The organism is Scytonema hofmannii PCC 7110, assembly GCF_000346485.2.
Lineage (GTDB): Bacteria > Cyanobacteriota > Cyanobacteriia > Cyanobacteriales > Nostocaceae > Scytonema > Scytonema hofmannii.
This window is the reverse complement of the sequence record NZ_KQ976354.1, coordinates 3852320-3874043: the sequence shown is the minus strand read 5'-3', so window position 1 is coordinate 3874043 and position 21724 is coordinate 3852320. Positions and strand designations below refer to the sequence as shown.

Here is a 21724-nt window from a genome sequence, read left to right as displayed (position 1 = left end):
AATGCACTTTCGTGGATTTTACGGCGAAGAATATAAGAGTTCAAAACTTAGAGCCAGAAACAGATTTTGAGGTTGATTACGATATTTTAGTTGGTGCAGATGGATCTCGTTCTGTGGTCAGAGAATATTTTTTACACACAAAAGATTTTCACTGCGAACAAAAGTACGTCGCCAATGACTATAAATCGATTTTCCTTCCTCCTCTTCAAGATGCAAAAATTAATCTAGAACAAGGCAAAATTCACTCTTGGATACAAAAAGATGGCACATATGTAGTTTTACTGCATCAACTGGATGGAGGAATGAGCGGTGTCATTCTATTTCTTCATAACAAAAATCAGGTCGATTCTTTCTCTACAACAGAAGAAGTTCTCCAATTTTTTCAAAAAAATTTTCCAGAAGTTGCCGTCGAAAGCAGGACGCCCATGCTTTAGTAGAGCTTGGTGATAAAGCTTTTCCTTCAACTACAGGATTATTTATTGAGTTTGTTTTAAGGGAAAGCGTTGCTAGAATTTTACACAAAACGTTCCCGCAATACTTTACACCTCCTATTTCAGAGTTGATATTTGACACCACAATGTCCTATTCAGAAATTTTGAATTTATACAAAGGATGGATCTCTAAGGTCAAAAAATCCAACGCTTCTCTTCAGTAAGATTTTTATAGTGATGGGATAAAAGCAAAAGTTTTTTGCTTTGGGATTACTGAACCGATGCTCTAGTATTCATAAAAACCCGGTTTCTCTCCCTTGCAAAGCTTGATATCTCGTATGCTCAACGATGAAGTTACCGGGTTTTTGGCCTCCTTTTTGATCATTGTACTGGCGCTCTAGAATATCGACGCATGGTATTGACAAAATTCCTTTCTTATAATAATAAACAGTCCTGCTGCCCTTAAAGGAGGGCTAGTTCCAATCGCATATAGCGATCGTTTGGTGAAATGCGACAAATTTATTCAAATCTTGTTTTTTGTTCCGAATAAAGCCAAGGCTTTGTATTATATTATAATGCATTTTTGTAGTACGTTCGTCAACAGCATCTTTATTTCGGCAGACTTTCATTGAGAATTAACTCGTTGTTTTTAATCTTTTTTTAACCTTAACTTAATCTTAAATCACTAAAAATTCAGCTACTTTTCTTACTAACTTGAGCGTGTCCAACCGAAAATATGCAATGTCTGAAACAGCTTGGCTATCCTTGCTCAGTTTTTCTTGGGCGTTACTGAAGCTTACCTATGAATGATTTTTGAGCCTCACGCCAAGACGCCAAGCTTTTTTTGCGTCTTGGTGCCAATGCTTTTAGCAAAGATGACAAAATTGTAGGCATTATATCTTTATAATCCGGCAACAACTGCTGAACAACTGCGTTTTTATTCTATATTGAGACAGTGACTGAGATAGCTTTTGGTCTGGCTAATTTGTAGCGTCGCCTGAATCTGTTGAAACAGGACTCTCTATTTTCTGCCAAATTTTTGAAGAACTCCCACTACTTATAGCAGTTTTCATTTGTTTAGACTATATGCTGCGGTACAACTGTAGTGTCTAACTTCCTGCAACGTAGTGCATCTACCTGAACATCTCTGTCACCTGTTCCTTACTATGCATGTGTATAGTAACACGCGCAGTTTGAAAATCTTTAACATTGCACGTCTATGTTTTTTCATTATCCTGTAATAAATAATTCTAGATTTACAAAGGCATTTTCAGTTGTACCACTGACAATGAGTTTAGCTAGGTGCGGCGGTAGAGAGCAAGCACAAAACAGTTTTACTCTTGACTATTCTTTTTCTGGTTTTACTAAAGAAACTGGGCTTTTGGGCTTAATGTATCGATGCTCTAGCAAATAGCACTCAGTAAAACTAAAAAGTCAAGATTGGCCGAAAAGTAGTTCAAAAGTTCAGAAGTGGAAGAGAATTAATCGCTATAAGCCCTGAATTCATATATGGAGAAAGAATCAGAATTTTGAGCACAAGTGTAGCCCGAACTAAAAAAGCGTCCAGATTAAATCAAGCGCTTCGAAGGGTGGGCTCGATCGAGCTCAGGACTGGCTGAACTTCAGCCAGTCCTTCTGAAGACAATTGACACATATGGTTTACTCCCACGTTTTTTCCAGCTCAAGGGTGAAGTCATTCATGAATACACAAATCGACATTCTTCAATCTCAAATTAGACCTCGCTCTAACTTGGAAAAGTCTCTGGATAGAGGTTTTATTTGGCTGACTCGGATTTTTGCACTGGCAGTGGTAGTTATTTTGCTGTGGATCTCCATACAGGTTGCCATTGAGGCGATGCCCGCACTCCAAAAGTTTGGAGTTAGCTTTTTGGTTACAAGCGTTTGGAACCCAGTCAAGAGTGAGTATGGAGTGCTACCGCAAATATATGGGACTTTGGTAAGCGCTTTGATTGGTTTGCTCATAGCCGTACCAATCGGCGTTGGCACGGCGGTCTTACTGAGCGAAAATTTGCTTCCATCCTCAGTCAGAATGATACTAGTTTTCTTAGTAGAACTACTGGCAGCGATTCCTAGTGTTGTCTATGGAGTCTGGGGAGTTTTCGTTTTAGTTCCTTTATTATCAGGATTTGGAAAATGGGCAAACGCTAACTTGGGCTTTATACCTATTTTTAGCACTCCTCCCACAGGACCAGGGATGTTAAGCGCAGGCGTCATCTTGGCAATTATGACGTTGCCAATCATTACAGCAATCTCCCGCGATGCACTGATCTCTGTGCCCTCTAGTTTGCGCCAAGCTGCTATGGGACTTGGTGCCACCCGGTGGGAAACGATTTTAAAAGTTTTAATTCCAGCGGCTTTTTCAGGCATTGTGAGTGCTGTGATGCTGGGGTTGGGTCGGGCGATGGGAGAAACAATGGCTGTGACGATGCTGATTGGCAACGCAAACGTGATTAATGTTTCTGTGTTTGCACCAGCCAATACGATTTCTTCTCTGTTGGCAAATCAATTTGCGGAAGCCAGTGGTCTGCAAGTCAGTGCTCTGATGTATGCCGCATTAGTTTTGTTTGTGTTGACTCTGCTCGTGAACATTTTAGCAGAGTTAATTGTTGTGCAAGCCAAGCGAATATAGGATTTGGGTTGAATAATTCATGATTTCTCCTGTTTCAGACAAGCCGTCTGCCAGCTATATCGGCAGCCTAGCTCGTTCTCCCATGTCTTCTCGGACTCTGTTGAGCACGGTGATGTCAGTCGTGGCAGTTCTCTGCGGTTTTCTCACGCTTTTGCCTTTGATAGCAGTGCTTTCTTACGTCATCATTCGAGGCGGGAGCAGTCTCAACCTCAACTTGTTTACCGAATTGCCACCACCACCATTGTCACAAAAAGGGGGTATTGGCAATGCCATCATAGGAACGCTATTTATGGTAGGAATCGGTGGTCTGATTAGCATTCCTTTTGGAGTTTTAGCAGCCATTTATTTAACTGAATTTAGCTCTGGTAAGCTATCGCGCTGGATTCGCTTTGCAACTAACGTTCTCAGTGGAGTCCCCTCAATCATTGCAGGTGTTTTTGCTTACGGTATTGTCGTAGCTAGGATGGGTGGATTCTCTGCGGTGGCTGGGGGATTTGCTTTGTCGATTTTGATGTTGCCAATTATCGTGCGAACAGCTGATGAAGCCTTGCAATTGGTATCACAAGATTTGCGAACTGCGGCTGTGGGATTAGGTGCCACTAACTTTCAGACAGTTGCACTCGTTGTTGTGCCAGCTGCAGTACCAGCAATTGTCACTGGTGCAACTTTGGCGATCGCCCGCGCCGCCGGAGAAACTGCACCTTTATTGTTTACGGCTCTCTTCTCTCAGTACTGGCCTCGCGATGTATTCGGACCGACAGCTTCTCTGGCTGTGTTGGTTTATAACTTCGCTATTTCTCCATTTAAAAATTGGCAGTCACTCGCTTGGGCGGCGTCTCTGATTTTGGTGCTTTTGGTTCTACTGACTAGCGTCATTGCTCGCGTGGCAACTAGTCGCACAGTTAGATAAGTCACACACAAAGCATAACTAAAGCCGAGTAAAAGTTTAACGATACGCAAATGTAAATCTCTAAAACTTATGGCAACTCAGACAAAGACCGAAAATCAAACGAAAATTGTTTTACGTACAGAGGATCTCAACGTCTACTACGGCAAATTTTTAGCGTTAAGCAAGATTTGGCTTGAGATTCCTCAAAATCGAGTGACTGCTTTCATTGGTCCTTCTGGATGTGGAAAAAGTACCTTACTACGGTGTTATAACCGCCTCAACGACTCAATTGTAGGGTTTCGTACTGAAGGAAAAGTTTATTACCAGGCAGAAAATTTGTATGCACCTCACATCGACCCTGTTTTAGTACGTCGTAGGATTGGAATGGTGTTTCAAAGACCAAACCCATTTCCAAAGTCAATTTATGACAATATAGCCTTTGGTCCCAGGCTCAACGGTTTCAAAGGGAATATGGATGAGTTGGTAGAGCGATCGCTCCGACAAGCGGCTTTGTGGGATGAAGTCAAAGATAAACTACGCCAAAGTGGTTTATCCTTGTCTGGAGGACAACAACAGCGCTTGTGTATTGCGCGTGCGCTCGCAGTGCAGCCAGAAGTCATTCTGATGGATGAACCTTGCTCCGCACTTGACCCCATCTCCACCATACGGGTTGAAAACTTGCTGCACGAACTCAAACAGCATTACACAATTATTATTGTGACTCACAATATGCAACAAGCTTTACGAGTGTCCGATCTGACTGCCTTTTTTAACGTTCAAACAACAGACAACGGCAATCGTACTGGTTACCTTGTAGAGTATGACAGCACAGAAGCCATTTTCCAAGATCCCAAACAGGAAGATACTAAAGAGTACGTTAGTGGTAAGTTTGGTTGAAATTTGCTCTCTTCCGAAGAAACACGCACGTGAAACCGTGTTTCTTTCATCTATGACTGATTAAATTTTTGTCTCCGACTTTTCTGTTTCCTCTGACTTGGGATTTTGAGGGATCAAATTAGACTTTTTGAGTTTTTTGACTACACTCAGAACCACCAGCGCTAAGAGCGTACCTATCAGACTCATTCGCCATAAACCACAGCCAGACGCAGCTCCCAATCCACCCGCGAGCCAAATACTGGCTGCGGTAGTTAGCCCCTTAATTTCTTCCTTACCAAAGTCCGACCTTTGCTGTCGTAGAATGATTCCAGCTCCTAGAAATCCGACGCCTGTTGCTATCCCTTGGGCAATGCGAGCCATAGCATTCAGAGCTGTAGAGCGAGCCAGAAGATTATCAGACAAACTACCGTTAAACTCTATCTGCAAGGGTATCATCACAAAAAGAGCAGCACCCAGACTGACTATCATAAAAGTTCTTAACCCAGCTGGTCTACCAGTTCGCTGGCGGTTAATACCAATTGCACCACCAACTAGTAGAGCCACAACTAGCCGAAAACTTACACTCTGCCAATCACTCGGACTAAAAAACATCTCATTCATTGCCTGTATCTCCAAGAGAACTAAAACACGTATCCTTTAGTCCACATTGGTACTAAAGAAAAGGCGTTGCTGATTGATACTATGAAAATCTCAAAGCATGAGCGCCAAGACCCAAAAAAAGCTTGGCGTCTTTGCGTCTTGGCGTGAGGCTAAAAAATCACTCATACGCACGCTTCCACAACGCCAAAGAAAAATTGAGCAAGGACAGCCAAGCTGTTTCAGACATTGTATGTTTTCGGTTGGACAGTCTCAAGTTATTACGGTCAATAGCTCAAGTTTTAGTTAATTAAGATTAATTTTAGGTTAAAAATAGATTAAAATCAACAAGTTAATTCTCGATGAGAATCTGCCGAAATACAGATGCTGTTGACGGAAGTGCTACATACATATAGTACAAAATTTTACAAACTACCGAATTTATCCGGAACAAAAAACCAGTTTTGAACAAATTTGTTGCTCATTACTATTCTTTTGTCACACGCTCTCTATCATTGGAGATATATTCATACTGCTGTGATTGTGTACAGACGATGGCCTGTTGGTATCAAATGGGATGAGATCTTTAAGCCTTTTTGTAAAAAATCTATCTTTTGATAGGTGACGCGTAATTTTTAAAGGTGTTTTCTTAATAAATATTCTTATATTTAAGATGAGGCTAAGATTAAATAGCATTAAAAAAATGACTAACTGATTAACGAAGGATGTATTGATGGAACAATCTAATCAAGAAGACAAAGATGGTTTTTTCTATCCTCGTGGTCGCTACTACGGTCAAGTTAAGCCGGCAAATCTATTGTTTAATGCCAATCTTCAAGAATTTGCTCAAAAAGTCGCCATTATTACTAGTTTAGAGACATCTGGGAAGCTTTCTCCTGAAGAAGCTTACAACCAAATTAAAGTCCTTTGGAAACAGTTAAAACGGAGTAAAAAGGAACTTGGTATTGGCAACGACCAACCAAATGGATCGGAATCGTTAGATGGCATTTAAAGTATTTCATTTTCACCGTTGACTACTTCAAATTCATTTGGAATCAATGACACAACAATATTTTCAGAATCTACTTGAATGAGCCACCGATCGCTAAATGTAGCACCTGAAAGCATCTCTCTATCGAGAATAACACCAACTTTCCCGGCAACGTATGCAGGGCGTAGTATCAAAACTTTGTCTCCTACTTTGGGGTAAATAGCACTCCTCACCTGAAAATTTCAAGAAGAACTTATACAAGTGAAATCCGATAAATTTTATAACCTAATCTTAACCTAAAAGAGTTTAACTTTTTAAGCTATGTATAAATTTGCTGCAGCTTCGGTGAACGAACCCATTGTGTTTGGATCTGCTCGACCTGGATACAGCGATAAGCTAGTGAACGAGTGGATTGTGTTCATGGAGAATCAAAACATCAAGCGCGTCTGCTGTTTGCTTCCTGAAACTCAGCTAACCCGCTATTCAAATTTGCTTGAAGTTTACCAACAGACCTTCGGAATCAACCAAGTTTGTTGGACCCCGATCGAAGATTTTCATTTTGTCAATCCGGAAATTCTGATTTACCAGATTTTGCCATTCTTAGCCGTTGCCAACCAGAGTCATGAGAAAGTAGTCGTTCATTGCTCCGGTGGAGTTGGGCGCACCGGGCACATTTTAGCCGCTTGGCTTGTGGCTGGACGAGGACTCTCGAACAAAGCCGCGATCGCCGCCGTCAAACAAACTGGAAAAAATCCTTACGAAGCAGTCATCGCCGCCCCTTTCAAAGGTCGAAATCCGTGGAAAGTTGCAGCGGAACTCAATACCCTGCTAGATGAGTGCAATCGGCTTAGGTGTAAGTTGACTTAGCTTAATGCCGAAGAATTTGGGTTTTAACCCAGTGTAGGATGTGCAAGTGTTATGTCCCATGAGTAAAAGACATCTCCGAAAAAGAAGATAAAAGCCTTGTGCAGTCAGGGTCGATACCTTATTTCTGGAGATGTCTATTAATCCATAAACAAACACGATCGATCATAGTTGTTTATAGACTTCATCGACATATGTCTGCATAGATGGCAACCCGAACTCTTTAAGGATTCGTTTGACTGAACCTTTCTTAACCTGCCTAACAGCTTGTATTACATTTACCCACTGCCTCTGTCTTTGACCTACTTCTGGATAATCTTCTAATACTGTTTCGACTGGTAACAAAAACATCTTGACCTTGTATGTCTTGCCTTTTTTACGATATTCGTAAGTGTTAAGTTTATAAGCATCTACTTGCCCTACAACCCCAGCTTCTTCCCATGCCTCTTTTACTGCTGAAGCCGCCGGACTCATTCCATCTGTAACACCACCTTTGGGAATTCCCCAATTTTGACTGTTGCGGCTCGTAATCAACAAGACTTCGATGTTTCCATTTTTTACTCTATAGGGAATCACCCCAGATTGCTGAAATACTTTGCTGACTTTGCGACTCATCCGAGTTAGCTCCTCAGTAATTTAGACTTTTGTAAAAATTTTAATTCAAAAAAGTGAGAACTAATGTCACGATAACTCTAGTACCTTGCGGCGTAAATACGCCTACCATTTTCAAAGGCTGCAAATGATGATTTTTTCAAGGTTCATAATGGTGGGTTTATTTCCGCCATGCTGTACTAGGTTAGGATAAACTTATAAAAAAATATAGATTTTCAGTATTTGTTATGCTAAATTAACAATTTCCTAGAGGGAACAGGGAACAGGACAATACTGCAAGAGATAGGTAATTTTAGATCCGTTGAAGTTTTCAGATTCTTCAATCAAGAAGTGAGTTGAGTCAGTCATGGACTTCTCCTTTGCTTATACGACGCGAAGCTTCCAAAGCACAAGCATTACTTCAGCTATATTATAAGTCTAACTTACACCACTTTGTATAATTTAAATCAATTTTTTTAGTACAAATTTACTATAAATAAGAGAAGGAATTATCTGTACTGAGGCTAAGGTTTGTGACAAAAACCTCTAAAGCACAACTAACATGCTACTTTACTAAAGTATAAAGTAACCTGTTAGCTTTGCAGTTAATAATTCATAATACGTTTTTAGATTTTAGAAACACGTTTCATAAGATATTTCCTAACCTCAAGCTTGTAGATTGACCCCGTTTTTACCATCGAAAATAATCTTACTCACCAGTATTTAGCCTTATCTTAAGATTGGTTAATGTTGATAGATCTCAAAGAGAAACATCTTAACCAAAACGCCCAGAGGTATAATCACGAGTCCGAGAATCAAGGGCATTACTAAATATTTGAGTCGTTTCTCCAAATTCCACCATTTGACCAATTCGACTTTCATCAGTACTGAAGAAAGCGGTAAAATCAGAAACACGCGCTGCTTGTTGCATATTGTGAGTCACGATCGCAATTGTGAGTTCTTCGCGCAAGCTGTAAATAAGTTCCTCAATTTTCATTGTGGCAATAGGATCGAGTGCCGAACAAGGCTCATCCATCAACAAAACTTTTGGTTTTACAGCTAAAGCACGAGCAATACACAATCGCTGTTGCTGACCTCCGGAGAGTCCCAACGCGGATTTATGCAGTTTATCTTTTACCTCTTCCCAAATAGCTGCACCTCTGAGGGCTGATTCGACAATTGCATCTAATTCTGCTCTTGGATGCCAGCCTGCAATTCTGATCCCGTAGACCACGTTATCGTAAATGCTCATGGGGAAAAGGTTGGGTTTTTGAAACACCATCCCTATTTGGCGGCGCAGACGGTTTAAGTTGACACGGGAACCGTAAATATTTTGATTGTAAAATTCTACGGAACCATCAACTTTTACGGGTCCTTCTAACTCGCTAATGCGATTGAGACATTTAATGAACGTTGATTTACCACAACCACTTGGACCAATGATTGCGGTTACATGGTTCTCATGGATATCCATTGAGACACCTTCCAATGCCTTGGAGGTGCCGTAGTAGAAGCTGAGATTCCTAACTTTGATGGCTGGTTTTAACTTACTCATATAGTTTAGGTACTACACAAAACATCACACCACTATTGGAATTTGCTTAAGCGTTTCTCTTTCTCGTAAAGACCCGAGAGAGAATGCTAATTATTAGAATCATCCCAACTAAGACCAGAGAAGTTGTCCAGACTATGGCTGTTTTTTCTGGTGTAGGATCATTGTACAAATTAAAAATTAACACTGATAGTGACGCCGTTGGACCATTTAGATCGGTTGACCAATCTAAACTGAACAAAGATGTAAAAATCAAGGGAGCTGTTTCACCCGCAGCACGGGCGACAGCTAGTAAAACCCCTGTCGTAATAGCAGGGAGTGCAGCAGTGACAACGACACGAAATATAGTTTGAAAACGAGTTCCTCCTAAAGCAGCGGATCCCAAACGCATGGAGGTAGGAACAAGTTTTAAAGCCTCTTCAGTGGTAAGTACAACAACTGGCAGCATCAAGACTGCCAAAGCAAAACCACCTGCGAACGCACTAAATTGCTTTGTCACTAATACAATGACACCAAAGGCAAAGATCCCTACCACAATGGAAGGAACGCCTGTGAGCACGGAAGCCACAAAGCGAACAATGCGTCCAATTTGAGTTCCTTTTCCTATCTCTGACAGATATATACCCGTCATGATCCCTGTAGGAACACTAAATAGTGCAGCTATTGACACCATAATTAGAGTCCCAACAATTGCGTTTCCAAAACCATCGTAAATGACCGGTGTCACAAACATGGATGGTTTTAGACTTTTTAACCCCCGCCCAACGATTTCCCATAACAGTGACAGCAAAGGAATCAAAGCTAAAGCTGAGAGTAAGAATGCTACTGCAGTCATTCCATAGTTAAATACTAGCCTTATTGGTGGTAGAGGACTATATATTTCTGCTACCACAGATTTATTTATTTCAGAATCTTGATGACTTGTCATAATCTCTTACGCCTTTTTATATTCAAACTCCTTGGCTGCTTTTATGTCTTTCTTTAGACATATATCCTGATAAAAGTACTGTCAATAGCTCAGTTACAAGTAGTGTTTGTAACATTTGTCGTAAATTTCTTAAACCAATTTGAAAAAAATCTCACAGATAGTTGGTTAAGATTAAGCCTTAGTAAGGCAGACTCAATCCAAAATCCACGCATCTAAAATCCAAAATGGTATTACTTATTTTTGCTACCAACAAACTGTACAACTGCTAAAGCACAAATATTGACAGATAAAGTCACGGCAAATAAAATCAATCCCAAATATGTTAAAGCACCAAGGTGTAGAGGATCTTGCGCTTCAGCAAATTCGTTAGCTAATACGGAGGGGATCGTGTAGCCCGGATCCAGGAGTGATGCACTGATTTGAGCTGAGTTCCCAATCACCATCGTCACAGCCATTGTTTCCCCCAATGCTCTCCCTAAAGCAAGCATGGCTGCACCGACAATTCCAGAAAATCCAGCCGGTAGTATCACTCGAAATATAGTTTCCCAACGAGTAGAACCCAAAGCCATCGATCCACTGCGTAATTCTTTTGGGACTACAAGCAAGACATCACGAGTAATGGCTGCCATTGTGGGCAAAACCATAATCGCCAGGATAATCCCCGCAGTGAGTAGATTGAATCCTGCTGGACCTGGTGTGTTAAACAGTGGTATCCATGCGAAAGTAGTGGAAAACCAGGTTTGTAGGGGTGTCAGGACTGGAATAAAGATATATACACCCCACAAACCAATGATGACACTGGGAATAGCAGCAATTAGTTCCACAATAAAAGCTATAGTTGTTCTTGCTGAAGGAGGGATAAAGTTTTCACTGGTGACTAAAGCTACCGCCAAACCAACAGGTATAGATAATAACATGGCGATCGCACTGCTGACGATGGTTCCGTAAATATAAGGTAATGCACCAAAAAGTAAATTACCCGTATCCCATTCTTGACTCCACAAGAACCCCAATCCAAACTTTTGAATAGCAGGGAAAGCTTGTTGAAAAACTACCCAACTCATCCAAAATAGTACAGCAACTGTCAGGGCGGCAAATACATAAACTAGCCAGGTGAATCCCTTATCAATTAAGAAACTTTGACCGCTAGTCGCTGTAATGTCTATACTTTCATCAATTAAGTTTCGTTGATTGTTATTAGTTGGTTCTGAGGAATTAGCCATTACTCATTAGAAGATTAAATTCTTGTCACGCCAGATTAGTTGTTAGTTGTTAGTGGTTAGTTGTTGGTTGTTAGTTGTTAAAAAGAACCACTAACCATTAACCACTAACCACTAACCACTAACCTATTTAACAGAACTGTTTACTGTTTGTATTACCTTTTGTGCTGCAGATGCTGGAATCCGGGTGTAGTTGAGGTCGTCATTGATTTGTTGACCGTCAGTTAATGCCCAATTCACAAAGTTTTTCACAGCAGATCCTTTAGCAGCGTCGGGATAATTTTTATAAACCAACAGCCAGGTTAGACCAACAACGGGGTAACCTTGTCCTGGGTCACTAACAAAAACTCGGTAGTTCTCAGGGAAACTGACAGTTGACAAAGCTTGGTTTGCAGACTCTAAAGAAGGAGCGACAAATTGTCCTGCTTTGTTCTGTACTTGTGCTGAGTTCAGTTTGTTTGCTGTGGCAAAAGCGTACTCAACATAACCAACAGACCCTGCGGTACGAGCCACGAAGTTAGCAACACCTGGGTTTCCTTTCCCTTTGAGAACATTGGCGATTGTCCACTTTGGAGCAGTTCCTGCACCAACTCTGCCCTTAAAATAAGGGCTAATGCTACTTAAATGATTTGTCAAAATAAAAGTAGTACCGCTACTGTCAGCGCGAACAACAGGTTTGATCGGCTGACTTGGTAGATTTACACCAGGATTATCCGCTTTAATTTGAGGATCATTCCAGTTAGTGATTTGACCGGAGAAAATACCTGGTAAGGTCTTGCGAGACAATTTTAGATTGTTGACACCAGGAAGATTATAAACAATAGCAACAGCACCACCCGCAGTAGGTACTAGGATAGTTCCTCTGCTGACTTTAGCTATCTCTGCGTCAGTCATTGCGGCATCACTAGCACCAAAGTCAACAGTTCCAGCAATAAATTGGCGAATACCCGCACCGCTACCAACACCTTGATAGTTAACACCTAGCTTTGGATACTTTTTCTTAATTTCACGAGCATAACGTTCGTACAAAGGAGCAGGAAACGTCGCTCCTGCACCATTAATAGTTTGCGCTTGGGCAGTTGCTGTAAAAGAAGATCCGACAGCAACAACAGCAGTGACAGCTGAAGCCGCAACTACACGATTCAAAACGGTAGCTGATAATTTCATATTGCCAGGTTATTAATGATTATTTGTTTTTGGACAACACAGCCAATACGCTACAATGATAAGGGTTAAGAAAAATCTAAGAAAAGTTAAACTCCAGTTTAAATATTTTTTAATTTCTGTTTAAGAATCAGTGACCAGTGACCAGTGACCAGTGACCAGTGACCAGTGACCAGTGACCGGTTAATTATCATCTATTGACTGATTACTATTTGCTGTTAACTGTTCGCTGTGAATTGTTAACTGGACATTGTTCCAACGTTGTAAATAAATGAGTTCTAATTCATGACCCACTTTAGAAAAAAAGTCTATTTGCTGCAATTGCAAAATTACAAAAATTCGGAAAATTGCAAATGCAATAATCGCTAGGGCAATTCCAGTTGTAGAGCTGATGAGTGCCTCCGCTATACCAGCCGTTACAGCAAAGAAATCAGTTGTATTTGTGCCTGTCTTAATGTTACTAAAAGCAGCAATCAGACCATTTGCTGTACCTAAAATACCTAACAAAGGCGCGATCGCGATCGCACTTTCTAGCAACCGATTACCTTTACGCATTTCCAAGCATTCTTTATCGCAAGCAGCTCTTATGGCTAAGTGAAAAGTTTCGGGTGTTGGATTCCTTAGTTTCAATGGCTCAACTAAAAAGCGACCTATCGATAAATCCTTACCACACAAAGCGATCGCTTCTGCTTCCTCTAAGCCAATCTCGGCTGCTGCCAACACTTTCCGCACCAATCGACGCTCTCGAACTATCAACTTACACCAGAACCAAGTCCTTTCCAGCGCACAAGCTAAAGTCACGATAGATAAAAACAACAGAGGCCACATAACGAGACCGCCTGCCAGGAAGGTATCGTATATTCCGATCATACTTGATTCTTGAAAGCGCTTACTGGTAAAAAATTATGCATATTCTTAACAAAGATACATGAAATTTATGCTATTTCTAGTAAAGAAATGTAAAAAAAATATTAAATTTTAGTTAAAATATCCAAAGCCATTGTTTAGCTACGGAATCATCTCAATTTTACAAAAATACCCCAAGGGATGTTCGTAATCGCGGCTATACAAACAAAGTTCCCTTACCCGGACTACTCTGAACCTTGCCCAGAAGATTGATAATATAAGAAACGCTTCATACTTCTTAAACAATGGCACGAGACTTGCGGGGATTCATCAAACTTTTGGAAGAAAAAGGTCAATTAAAGCGAATTTCAGCCCCAGTCGCTCCAGACTTGGAAATTGCCGAAATTGCTAATCGAATGCTGCAACAAGGGGGACCGGGGCTTCTGTTTGAAAACGTGAAAGGAGCATCCTTCCCTGTAGCAGTCAACTTGCTGGGAACAGTAGAACGGATATGCTGGGCAATGAATATGCAGCATCCTCTGGAATTGGAGGAACTGGGGAAGAAATTGGCAATGTTGCAACAACCAAAACCACCTAAAAAGATTGCTCAAGCGGTGGAGTTTGGTAAGATTCTGTTTGATGTCTTAAAAGCAAAACCAGGACGTGACTTTTTCCCTGCCTGTCAGCAGGTAGTCATTCAAGGGGATGAGTTAGATTTAAATAAGTTACCTTTGATACGGCCTTATCCCGGTGATGCAGGCAAGATTATTACTTTAGGACTTGTAATCACCAGAGATTGTGAAACGGGGACACCGAATGTAGGCGTGTACCGCTTGCAGCTACAATCTAAAAATACGATGACGGTTCACTGGTTGTCAGTGCGAGGTGGTGCAAGGCATTTACGCAAGGCAGCAGAACGTGGGAAGAAATTAGAAATCGCGATCGCATTAGGTGTAGACCCCCTGATTATTATGGCAGCTGCGACACCAATCCCAGTAGATTTATCAGAATGGTTATTTGCAGGGCTTTATGGTGGTTCTGGCGTACAGTTGGCAAAGTGTAAGACAGTGAATTTGGAAGTTCCAGCCGATTCGGAATTTGTTTTGGAAGGGACAATTACCCCAGGGGAAGTTCTACCAGATGGTCCCTTTGGGGATCACATGGGTTATTATGGGGGCGTGGAAGATTCACCACTGATTCGCTTCCATTGCATGACTCACCGCAAAGAGCCAGTTTACTTGACCACATTTAGCGGGCGTCCACCAAAAGAAGAAGCTATGATGGCGATCGCTCTCAATCGCATTTATACACCTATTTTGCGGCAGCAAGTCTCAGAGATTGTGGACTTCTTCCTACCCATGGAAGCTTTGAGTTACAAAGCAGCAATTATATCTATTGATAAGGCATATCCGGGACAAGCAAGACGCGCAGCTTTAGCATTTTGGAGTGCTTTACCACAGTTTACATATACCAAGTTTGTGATTGTGGTAGATAAGACGATCAACATTAGAGATCCGCGTCAAGTCCTATGGGCAATTAGTTCCAAAGTTGATCCCTCACGAGATGTTTTTATTTTGCCTAACACACCTTTTGACACGTTGGATTTTGCCAGTGAAAAAATTGGTTTGGGTGGAAGGATGGGAATTGATGCAACCACAAAAATCCCTCCAGAAACGGAACATGAGTGGGGTGATTCCTTGGAGTCAGATCCAGAAATAGCAGCAATGGTCGATAAGCGATGGGCTGAGTATGGTTTGGCGGATTTACAGCTAGACGAAGTCGATCCAAATTTATTCGGCTACGATATTAATCAGTGACCAGTGACCAGTGACCAGTGACTGGTGCTTATCTCGTTCCCAGGCGGAGCCTGGGAATGCAGTTTACGAGGCTCTGTCTCGTGTCAGTAAGTAGTTCCTAGAAGCGCAATTTGCCGTCTTTTGGTGGGATTGAAGTTATGGGATATAGTATCCATTACCAATTTAATGCTGGTAATCGACCTATTGATGAAATCCGCTCTATTTTAGATTCATTACATCACCATGCACAACTACTTCCCTTTACATGGGTGGATGATAATATCATTGAGCTAGAAGGAAAAGACTGTGTTTTCAGTTCTGAAAATGGAAAATCTTCACTCCTTACTCTTCAAGCCATTCACCATAATTTTGCTACAGGTGAATCTATATCCCCTACTCATATAATTGGATTTGAGACACTTCCTAGACCAGGATGCGAAGGTTTAGTTATTTTTCTGGGATACTATTCTCAGTATAAAAACTGGATGGCAACAGGACATTGCAAAACACAATTTGCATCTCTACCAGAATATGGAGGGGACGCTAATTTTGTTCTTGCTCATACTTTAGTTGTTGAAATGTTAGATCGATCTCAATGTCTAGGAATTTTAGATAATGTTTTTGATGAAATTGGATATTGGCAACAACGAGACTTACTCTGTTTAGTTGAGAGAGATTCAGTGCAATTCCTTCGTCGAAATATTGTACAATTACTGCCAAACCCATCATCTGACTTTGTGCAAAAGCTACAGCAACAGATCGATAACCTAAATAATTAGATTCAGAACCTTGTTAGTTAAGCCTGAAAATCCGAAAACACGCAGGTAGGTTGGGTTGAGGAACGAAACCCAACATTTACTGCGATCGCTTAAATGCTGATTGTCTTTCATTCAATATTCCAAGCAAACATTCACAGAGCGATCGTTCTCTAGTACTAGCCCGTTACTAAATATAGTACGGGCGGGACGCCCGTACCACAAGATGGATAATTTATTTCTTGGAAATCCCTAACTGCGATCGCTGGTCACTGATTACTGGTCACTGGTCACTGATTACTGGTCACTGTAATTTCGGGAACTGGAAGAAGAGCATCTCCTGTTTCATTAATCGCCGCCAAAACGGGATCGCTAATCACCGATCGCCTTCTAGCGATCGCTAAATCGTAAAGCCGTTTGAGTTCGGCTTGGCGAGTTGCTTGGTCGTTCTTATTTAGTTTTTGATCGATGCTGTTACTATAGGCTTGAACCCGTTCCTTAAGAACTTGTAAGGGATTGTCATTTTTCAGCAGGGCTAAAAATTCACCTGTAGTGGAATCGCTTGATGGGTTAGCTTGTTCTATAGCCGCAATAACTTTTTGAGTTAAGTCGTCTGGGAACCGTTTGACATTAAGGGGATTTGTACCTGACTGTAGAGGTTGAAAACTAAATTGTTCGGGAATAAACTGCAACAGTTCTTGTCTTTTTTGTGAAAAGACTGGTGTTTCTAAATCAACAGCCATAACAGCAGCAACAAACTCAGGCGTTAGAACTCCTCTGTTCATAAGTTGAGCGATCGCACTGTTATCAACATGACTGACTTCTGGTACAAACCAAGCAAAATTAGCATCTCCTGGCTTCCCATCTAACCTGACTCCAGACTGCGCTAATAACTGTCTGTATTCTTCAGGTTTTACCTTAGCTATGTCACTAAAGTTCAAACTTTCTGCAATACCTAAGCTTTGTGAAATCGTAGGTGTACTACCACCGATTAAATTGGCGTTAAGAAAGAAAGTATTAGGAATTTTGACATCGGCAAAAGGTCCAGGTGTAGGAGTATTTGAAAAAGGATGCAGGTTTCCAACTTGTTGATTGTTACTGATTAAGTTAAATTCAGTGGTCTCAAAGAGAGGACGTAAAAGGCGTTTTCCTTGAGTAACTTGTTGACTTCCATCAGGATTGGCTATTGGGCTACCATCATTATTGCGAGCAATACTTTCCTCAACTTTTTTTTCATTAAATTGATTAATTGCGGGACGAATAAAGTTGGTTTCCAGTACTTCAGCACCTTCTAAATTTTGGGCAATTCTAGAATTGGTACCAGCTTTCCAATCTAATCTTAAGTAATTGGCGTTAAATGCAAACGAGTGCCAATTATTCCAAGGGAAAGCCAATTCTTTCATCACTGGTGCACCATTAATGTGACATTGCAAGCAGGTTCCGCTCCGTTGAGCAGGTTGCAGTAAATCGGCTTGAACAGATGAGTTGCGAAATTTCCAAGATAATCTTCCTGGCGTTCCTTGTTGGTCAAGCTTGTAGTAGTTGTAGCGACCTTGTTGACTATCCCAGCCTAAAGCTTCAATCGATTGTACATCCGGGAAGTTCTCGGAGTTAAAAAACACAGAGAACATAACATTTCGATCTAACCTTTCCCCTTGATTGTTGCCAGTAAAGGTCAATAAGGCTCTTCTACTTGCTGGTTGACCGTCTACTATTGGACGAGTATCAACAATGGTTTCATTTACAACGAAAGTTCGCTCTTGACCTAGTTGACCTTTAATTAAATTTTCTATTTCAGCCAGATTTGTAACATCTGCACGCTCTTTTAGCACGAGATTAAAAAATGGATCGCCTAGAGAATTGAAGGTACTTGAAGCAATTTGCTGAACGCTTGCTCCATCTGTGTTTTGTTCTAGCGATAGGGGAACTGGTGCAGCTTGAGCAAAAGCAAGCTTTGTAAAGATGAAAAAACAAAATACGAATGCGATCACTGTTGTAATAAATTTACGCATTATTCACCTGCTCCTAAACTTGACCAATTAACCGTGAAGATTCTTCTCCAGTTGCTGCCCAATCAGGAAGCACTGACTCTAGCGCTGCAATCACAGATGCCCCAACTGTTAATTGCGCTGCTACTTGTGCTCCAGTCGTGATGGTTCTGTTTTCAATCGTGACCCCTTTGCTGACATCAAGGACAGCACGCCGACCATTACGGCTGATAACCCAAGCACCTTGATTTTCATTCAGGTTATTAATATTGATTTCTTGACCATTAATTTTCCAAATACCTTCTAGCCTAGACATCTTAATACCCACTGGATCTTCCAAGCTTAAACCACGACCGCTACGGGCTAAGTTCTGAGATGCTTGGCAAATAGCCGGATCTGAGTTACGTCCTGGGACACAAGCAGTTTGCCCGCAAATTGCTGATGCAGGAATGTCCAATCGAGATATTGCACAAGGCTCTACTAAGCCGAACAATGCTTCTACTGTATTATTCGTTTGAGTTAGACAAAGAATTCCTTTCTGTCCGTTGTTCCAAGGATTTTGTCTCAACTGTCTGCGAAATTGCTCTGCACGCTCTCTCGGTGAGGCAGATACAGGATTGAATCCCAGACCAAATAACTCCTCAAGTGTGGGATTTGCTTCTGGAATCGTATCTTGAATTCCTGCAATCAGAGCATCAACACTGACTTGAGCTAAAGCTTCATAATACTCAGGGAACTCAGTGGTAAACGTAACTCGCGTAACTTTTCCATCTTGAATTTCAGTACGCCATTCAACGTATTCGTCTTGCAAATTAAAGCGATCGCTATCAATGACCTCAAATGGTCTATTTGCGAGTTTGGGAAATGCAATCCAATTAATTGTTTCAACCTGAAGCCCTGTTGTGTTCGTAAGTCCCTCAAACGCTTCTAGCAATGTAAAAGCAGAATTCAGTCTGAAAGCAGAGCGCTTGTAGAACCTATCAATGTCAATTCTATATATTTCTAGGGCATTTTGGCGTTTAAGAAAATCTGAACCTGTTGGATCTGTGTATGCAAACATTTTGTTTTTATGTCAAATTTGATACGATGACCATTGACCAATTAATCCCCTACTTTTAAGTATGAGGATTTGAATTATGAATCAATTTCTTTTTTCATTGGTTAATAGCTTGCAAATGAGAGATTTAGCGAGTATACGCCTGAATAATCTATCGGTTGTCAAATACGTAGATGCTAAGTAAGTCCTTATCCAATTTACCTCAAAAAAATGTGTATTTTGTTACTTTTTATATAAAAGTTTTGCTGAATTTGTTATGAATTGGGAAGGGATGCTGTTACAAATTTTTATAAAAATTCTACATCCATCCCCAAAATGTCGATGGTGAAACCTGGGATTTTCAAGTAAGTGGCAATCAACTAACTTGTATTAGTGTTCCTAGAGCATTAGAGCAGGCGTGTGGGGATTCGATCTACTTGACTCACCAACTGCAACTGAGTAACTATCGCCACTGTTCTTATAGAATAGTCCTGGTACAACTAGGAGCACCTAACGATGAAAGTGTGGGAAGTTCAATCTCAAGAAGGTCTTGATGCATTGACGTTGGTTGATAGACCCGAACCCCAGCCTAAAGCGGGACAGATCCTTCTCAAAATTCACGCGGCTTCACTCAATTATCGCGATTTGTTAACTGTTAAAGGAGCATATGGCTCTAAACAAAAACTACCGCTTGTTCCTTTCTCTGATGGTGCGGGGGAAGTGGTTGGTGTTGGGGAGGGGGTCACTAGATTTAAAGTTGGCGATCGCGCTGCCAGTATTTTCATGCAAGCTTGGATAGATGGGGAATTTTCAGCAGAAAAATCCCAGTCAGCGCTGGGTGGTGCCATTGATGGTATCTTGGCTGAGTATGTTGTAATAGACCAAAACGGCGTTGTTCGTTTTCCAGAGCATCTTTCTTATGAAGAAGCAGCAACGCTACCTTGTGCTGCAGTGACAGCTTGGAATGCTCTTGTTACAGATGGTAAGTTAAAAGCTGGCGATACGATTTTGATACAAGGAACTGGGGGAGTTTCAATATTTGCCCTTCAGTTTGCCAAAGCAATGGGGATCAAAGTCATTGGGACTTCAAGTAGCGATCGCAAGTTAGAAAAGTTGCTACAGTTGGGCGCATCAGAAGTTGTGAATTACAAGACTGTACCAGACTGGGATGGAAGAGTTTGGGAACTCACAGATAAACTTGGAGTCGATCGCATTATTGAAGTTGGTGGTGCGGGAACCTTTAATAAATCCCTCCGTGCTGTGCGCTATGGAGGACATATTAGTTTGATTGGAGTGCTTTCTGGGTTAAATGCTGATGTCAGTACGGTCTCGATTTTGCACAAAGGTATTTGCGTACAAGGCATTTATGTAGGTAGTCGTGAGATGTTTGAGGCGATGAATCGAGCTATCTCCTTGCATAATATCAAACCGATAATTGACCGAGTCTTCCCCTTTGAACAAGCACGGGAAGCTTTGGCTTATATGGAAAGTGGCGCACATTTCGGCAAGATTGTTTTGAAAAAGGGAGTAGGGAGTGGGGAGTAGGGAGTGGGGAGTAGGGAGTAGGGGATTTAAAAGATTTACTAAATTTGGCCAACCCGAAGTCATTATGAGTATGATTTAGAAAGAGCAGTTAAAGACCATTACCTGCTCAATCTTTCCTTTTTTAAAGCAGCAAGAGGTTCACTTACAGAAGTTACTGCTTCCGGGCGGAATTGTAGTGCGGGATCTTGTACCACTTTCAAAGCTTTTTCCAAGTTTGAAACAATTACGTCTAAGTCTTGTGTTGGTAATTGCTTGATATCTTGTTGCCATTTTGAACTGATAGTACCCAAAGCATAAGCCGCACTATGACGAACTGTGATATCTTTATCTTGCAAGCAAGTTACTAAAATCGGTATTGCAGGTGTAGAGGCTGTGCCAATGCTACCCAAAGTAGAAGCAGCACTGACCCGCATCCAATAATCTTCTTCATCCTGTAATTTTCTGATTAAAGCCGGTACAGCTGGTGCAGCGTCTTTCCCCATGGCGCGTAAGCCATGAGATGCATTGTAGCGTTCCCATGACTTTGTGCTATCCAAACCAGCTATTAAGTGAGGAACGTAAGCTTGTTTGCCAATTTTTTGTATCGCTTGAACTGCGGAAGAACGAACAGCCGGATCTTTATCGTCTATGACTCGCAATATAGCAGGTGCAGCTTCACCTGCATTTGGTCCCATTTGACCGAGAATCATGGCTGCACTAGCACGCACTTGAGGATCGCTGTCCTGTAACGCTGTTATTAAAGCGGGAATAGCAGGTTTGCCAACAGTGACTAAATCATCGATTGCTACAGAACGTTGTTGGGGATTCTTTAATTGTTCGATATAAGAGTTAATTTGTGTATCATTTTGCGATTGTGCCCAAATCTTAGGAATATTTAATAAAGCTGCTATCAAACAAACTATAGCGATCGCACAGCCTTTGATTGTCAATTTAGTGAACATTTGTGGAAAAAGCGTAAATGATGTGTAAAACTTGTGTCATATTTTATCTTATTGATTAGCTTGT

The 21724-nt window shown here is 41.2% G+C and carries 20 protein-coding genes; 9 read left to right on the top strand and 11 right to left on the bottom strand.

Going from position 1 to position 21724, the window contains the following annotated elements:
* Positions 1 to 11: 11 nt before the first annotated feature.
* From WA1_RS15815 to pstB (WA1_RS15800), 4 genes are all read left to right on the top strand, one after another.
* The gene (locus WA1_RS15815) at positions 12 to 434 is read left to right on the top strand and encodes a protein-tyrosine phosphatase family protein (RefSeq protein WP_017749463.1); all 423 of its coding nucleotides are present in this window, start codon (positions 12 to 14) and stop codon (positions 432 to 434) included.
* Between the two features lie 1696 nt (positions 435 to 2130).
* Positions 2131 to 3081 (top strand): phosphate ABC transporter permease subunit PstC, encoded by a 951-nt coding sequence (pstC, locus tag WA1_RS15810; RefSeq protein WP_017749461.1) that lies wholly within the window; start codon positions 2131 to 2133, stop codon positions 3079 to 3081.
* 19 nt (positions 3082 to 3100) lie between these two features.
* Positions 3101 to 3991, top strand: a complete 891-nt coding sequence (gene pstA, locus WA1_RS15805) for a phosphate ABC transporter permease PstA (protein WP_017749460.1) — start codon at positions 3101 to 3103, stop codon at positions 3989 to 3991.
* Between the two features lie 69 nt (positions 3992 to 4060).
* Positions 4061 to 4867 carry a phosphate ABC transporter ATP-binding protein PstB gene (gene pstB, locus WA1_RS15800; protein ID WP_017749459.1) on the top strand — a complete coding sequence of 269 codons (807 nt, stop codon included), beginning with the start codon at positions 4061 to 4063 and terminating at the stop codon, positions 4865 to 4867.
* 60 nt (positions 4868 to 4927) lie between these two features.
* Here pstB (WA1_RS15800) and WA1_RS15795 read toward each other — a convergent pair whose 3' ends face one another.
* The gene (locus WA1_RS15795; protein ID WP_017749458.1) at positions 4928 to 5467 is read right to left on the bottom strand and encodes an MgtC/SapB family protein; all 540 of its coding nucleotides are present in this window, start codon (positions 5465 to 5467) and stop codon (positions 4928 to 4930) included.
* A gap of 709 nt (positions 5468 to 6176) precedes the next feature.
* Between WA1_RS15795 and WA1_RS15790 the strand changes: the two genes are divergently transcribed.
* On the top strand, positions 6177 to 6455 hold the full coding sequence (locus WA1_RS15790; RefSeq protein ID WP_017749457.1) for a DUF7219 family protein: 279 nt from the start codon (positions 6177 to 6179) through the stop codon (positions 6453 to 6455).
* Here WA1_RS15790 and WA1_RS15785 read toward each other — a convergent pair.
* On the bottom strand, positions 6452 to 6628 hold the full coding sequence (locus tag WA1_RS15785) for a hypothetical protein (protein ID WP_272819149.1): 177 nt from the start codon (positions 6626 to 6628) through the stop codon (positions 6452 to 6454). The two genes, WA1_RS15790 and WA1_RS15785, sit on opposite strands and share 4 nt — an antisense overlap.
* A 127-nt stretch (positions 6629 to 6755) precedes the next feature.
* Between WA1_RS15785 and WA1_RS15780 the strand changes: the two genes are divergently transcribed.
* The gene (locus tag WA1_RS15780; protein ID WP_017749455.1) at positions 6756 to 7301 is read left to right on the top strand and encodes a protein-tyrosine phosphatase family protein; all 546 of its coding nucleotides are present in this window, start codon (positions 6756 to 6758) and stop codon (positions 7299 to 7301) included.
* A 162-nt stretch (positions 7302 to 7463) separates the two neighbouring features.
* Here WA1_RS15780 and WA1_RS15775 read toward each other — a convergent pair whose 3' ends face one another.
* The 6 genes from WA1_RS15775 to WA1_RS15750 all read right to left on the bottom strand — a co-directional run bounded on the left by WA1_RS15775 (position 7464) and on the right by WA1_RS15750 (position 13623).
* The gene (locus WA1_RS15775; protein WP_017749454.1) at positions 7464 to 7913 is read right to left on the bottom strand and encodes an NUDIX hydrolase; all 450 of its coding nucleotides are present in this window, start codon (positions 7911 to 7913) and stop codon (positions 7464 to 7466) included.
* 751 nt (positions 7914 to 8664) lie between these two features.
* Positions 8665 to 9444, bottom strand: a complete 780-nt coding sequence (gene pstB / locus WA1_RS15770; protein ID WP_026135316.1) for a phosphate ABC transporter ATP-binding protein PstB — start codon at positions 9442 to 9444, stop codon at positions 8665 to 8667.
* Positions 9445 to 9490: 46 nt separating this feature from the next.
* The gene (gene pstA / locus WA1_RS15765) at positions 9491 to 10369 is read right to left on the bottom strand and encodes a phosphate ABC transporter permease PstA (RefSeq protein ID WP_017749452.1); all 879 of its coding nucleotides are present in this window, start codon (positions 10367 to 10369) and stop codon (positions 9491 to 9493) included.
* 230 nt (positions 10370 to 10599) lie between these two features.
* Positions 10600 to 11592, bottom strand: coding sequence for a phosphate ABC transporter permease subunit PstC (gene pstC / locus WA1_RS15760; protein WP_017749451.1), 993 nt, complete (start codon positions 11590 to 11592; stop codon positions 10600 to 10602).
* A 123-nt stretch (positions 11593 to 11715) separates the two neighbouring features.
* A complete protein-coding gene (pstS, locus tag WA1_RS15755) occupies positions 11716 to 12756 on the bottom strand; it encodes a phosphate ABC transporter substrate-binding protein PstS (protein ID WP_017749450.1) in 1041 nt (346 codons plus the stop codon).
* Between the two features lie 180 nt (positions 12757 to 12936).
* Entirely contained in the window at positions 12937 to 13623 is a 687-nt protein-coding gene (locus WA1_RS15750; RefSeq protein WP_033336726.1) for a MotA/TolQ/ExbB proton channel family protein, read from the bottom strand.
* A gap of 281 nt (positions 13624 to 13904) precedes the next feature.
* On the opposite strand from WA1_RS15750, the gene WA1_RS15745 reads away from it, so the two are divergent.
* A complete protein-coding gene (locus tag WA1_RS15745) occupies positions 13905 to 15416 on the top strand; it encodes a UbiD family decarboxylase (RefSeq protein ID WP_017749448.1) in 1512 nt (503 codons plus the stop codon).
* A 137-nt stretch (positions 15417 to 15553) separates the two neighbouring features.
* On the top strand, positions 15554 to 16174 hold the full coding sequence (locus WA1_RS15740; RefSeq protein ID WP_017749447.1) for a hypothetical protein: 621 nt from the start codon (positions 15554 to 15556) through the stop codon (positions 16172 to 16174).
* 266 nt (positions 16175 to 16440) lie between these two features.
* Here WA1_RS15740 and WA1_RS15735 read toward each other — a convergent pair whose 3' ends face one another.
* Complete coding sequence (locus tag WA1_RS15735) at positions 16441 to 18162, bottom strand: hypothetical protein (RefSeq protein ID WP_017749446.1); 1722 nt, start codon at positions 18160 to 18162, stop codon at positions 16441 to 16443.
* Between the two features lie 13 nt (positions 18163 to 18175).
* Complete coding sequence (locus WA1_RS15730) at positions 18176 to 19198, bottom strand: hypothetical protein (protein WP_017749445.1); 1023 nt, start codon at positions 19196 to 19198, stop codon at positions 18176 to 18178.
* 492 nt (positions 19199 to 19690) lie between these two features.
* Between WA1_RS15730 and WA1_RS15725 the strand changes: the two genes are divergently transcribed.
* The gene (locus WA1_RS15725) at positions 19691 to 20719 is read left to right on the top strand and encodes a zinc-dependent alcohol dehydrogenase family protein (protein ID WP_017749444.1); all 1029 of its coding nucleotides are present in this window, start codon (positions 19691 to 19693) and stop codon (positions 20717 to 20719) included.
* A gap of 98 nt (positions 20720 to 20817) precedes the next feature.
* On the opposite strand, the gene WA1_RS15720 is transcribed toward WA1_RS15725, so the two are convergent.
* Positions 20818 to 21660, bottom strand: a complete 843-nt coding sequence (locus WA1_RS15720) for a HEAT repeat domain-containing protein (RefSeq protein WP_017749443.1) — start codon at positions 21658 to 21660, stop codon at positions 20818 to 20820.
* Between the last annotated feature and the right edge of the window lie 64 nt (positions 21661 to 21724).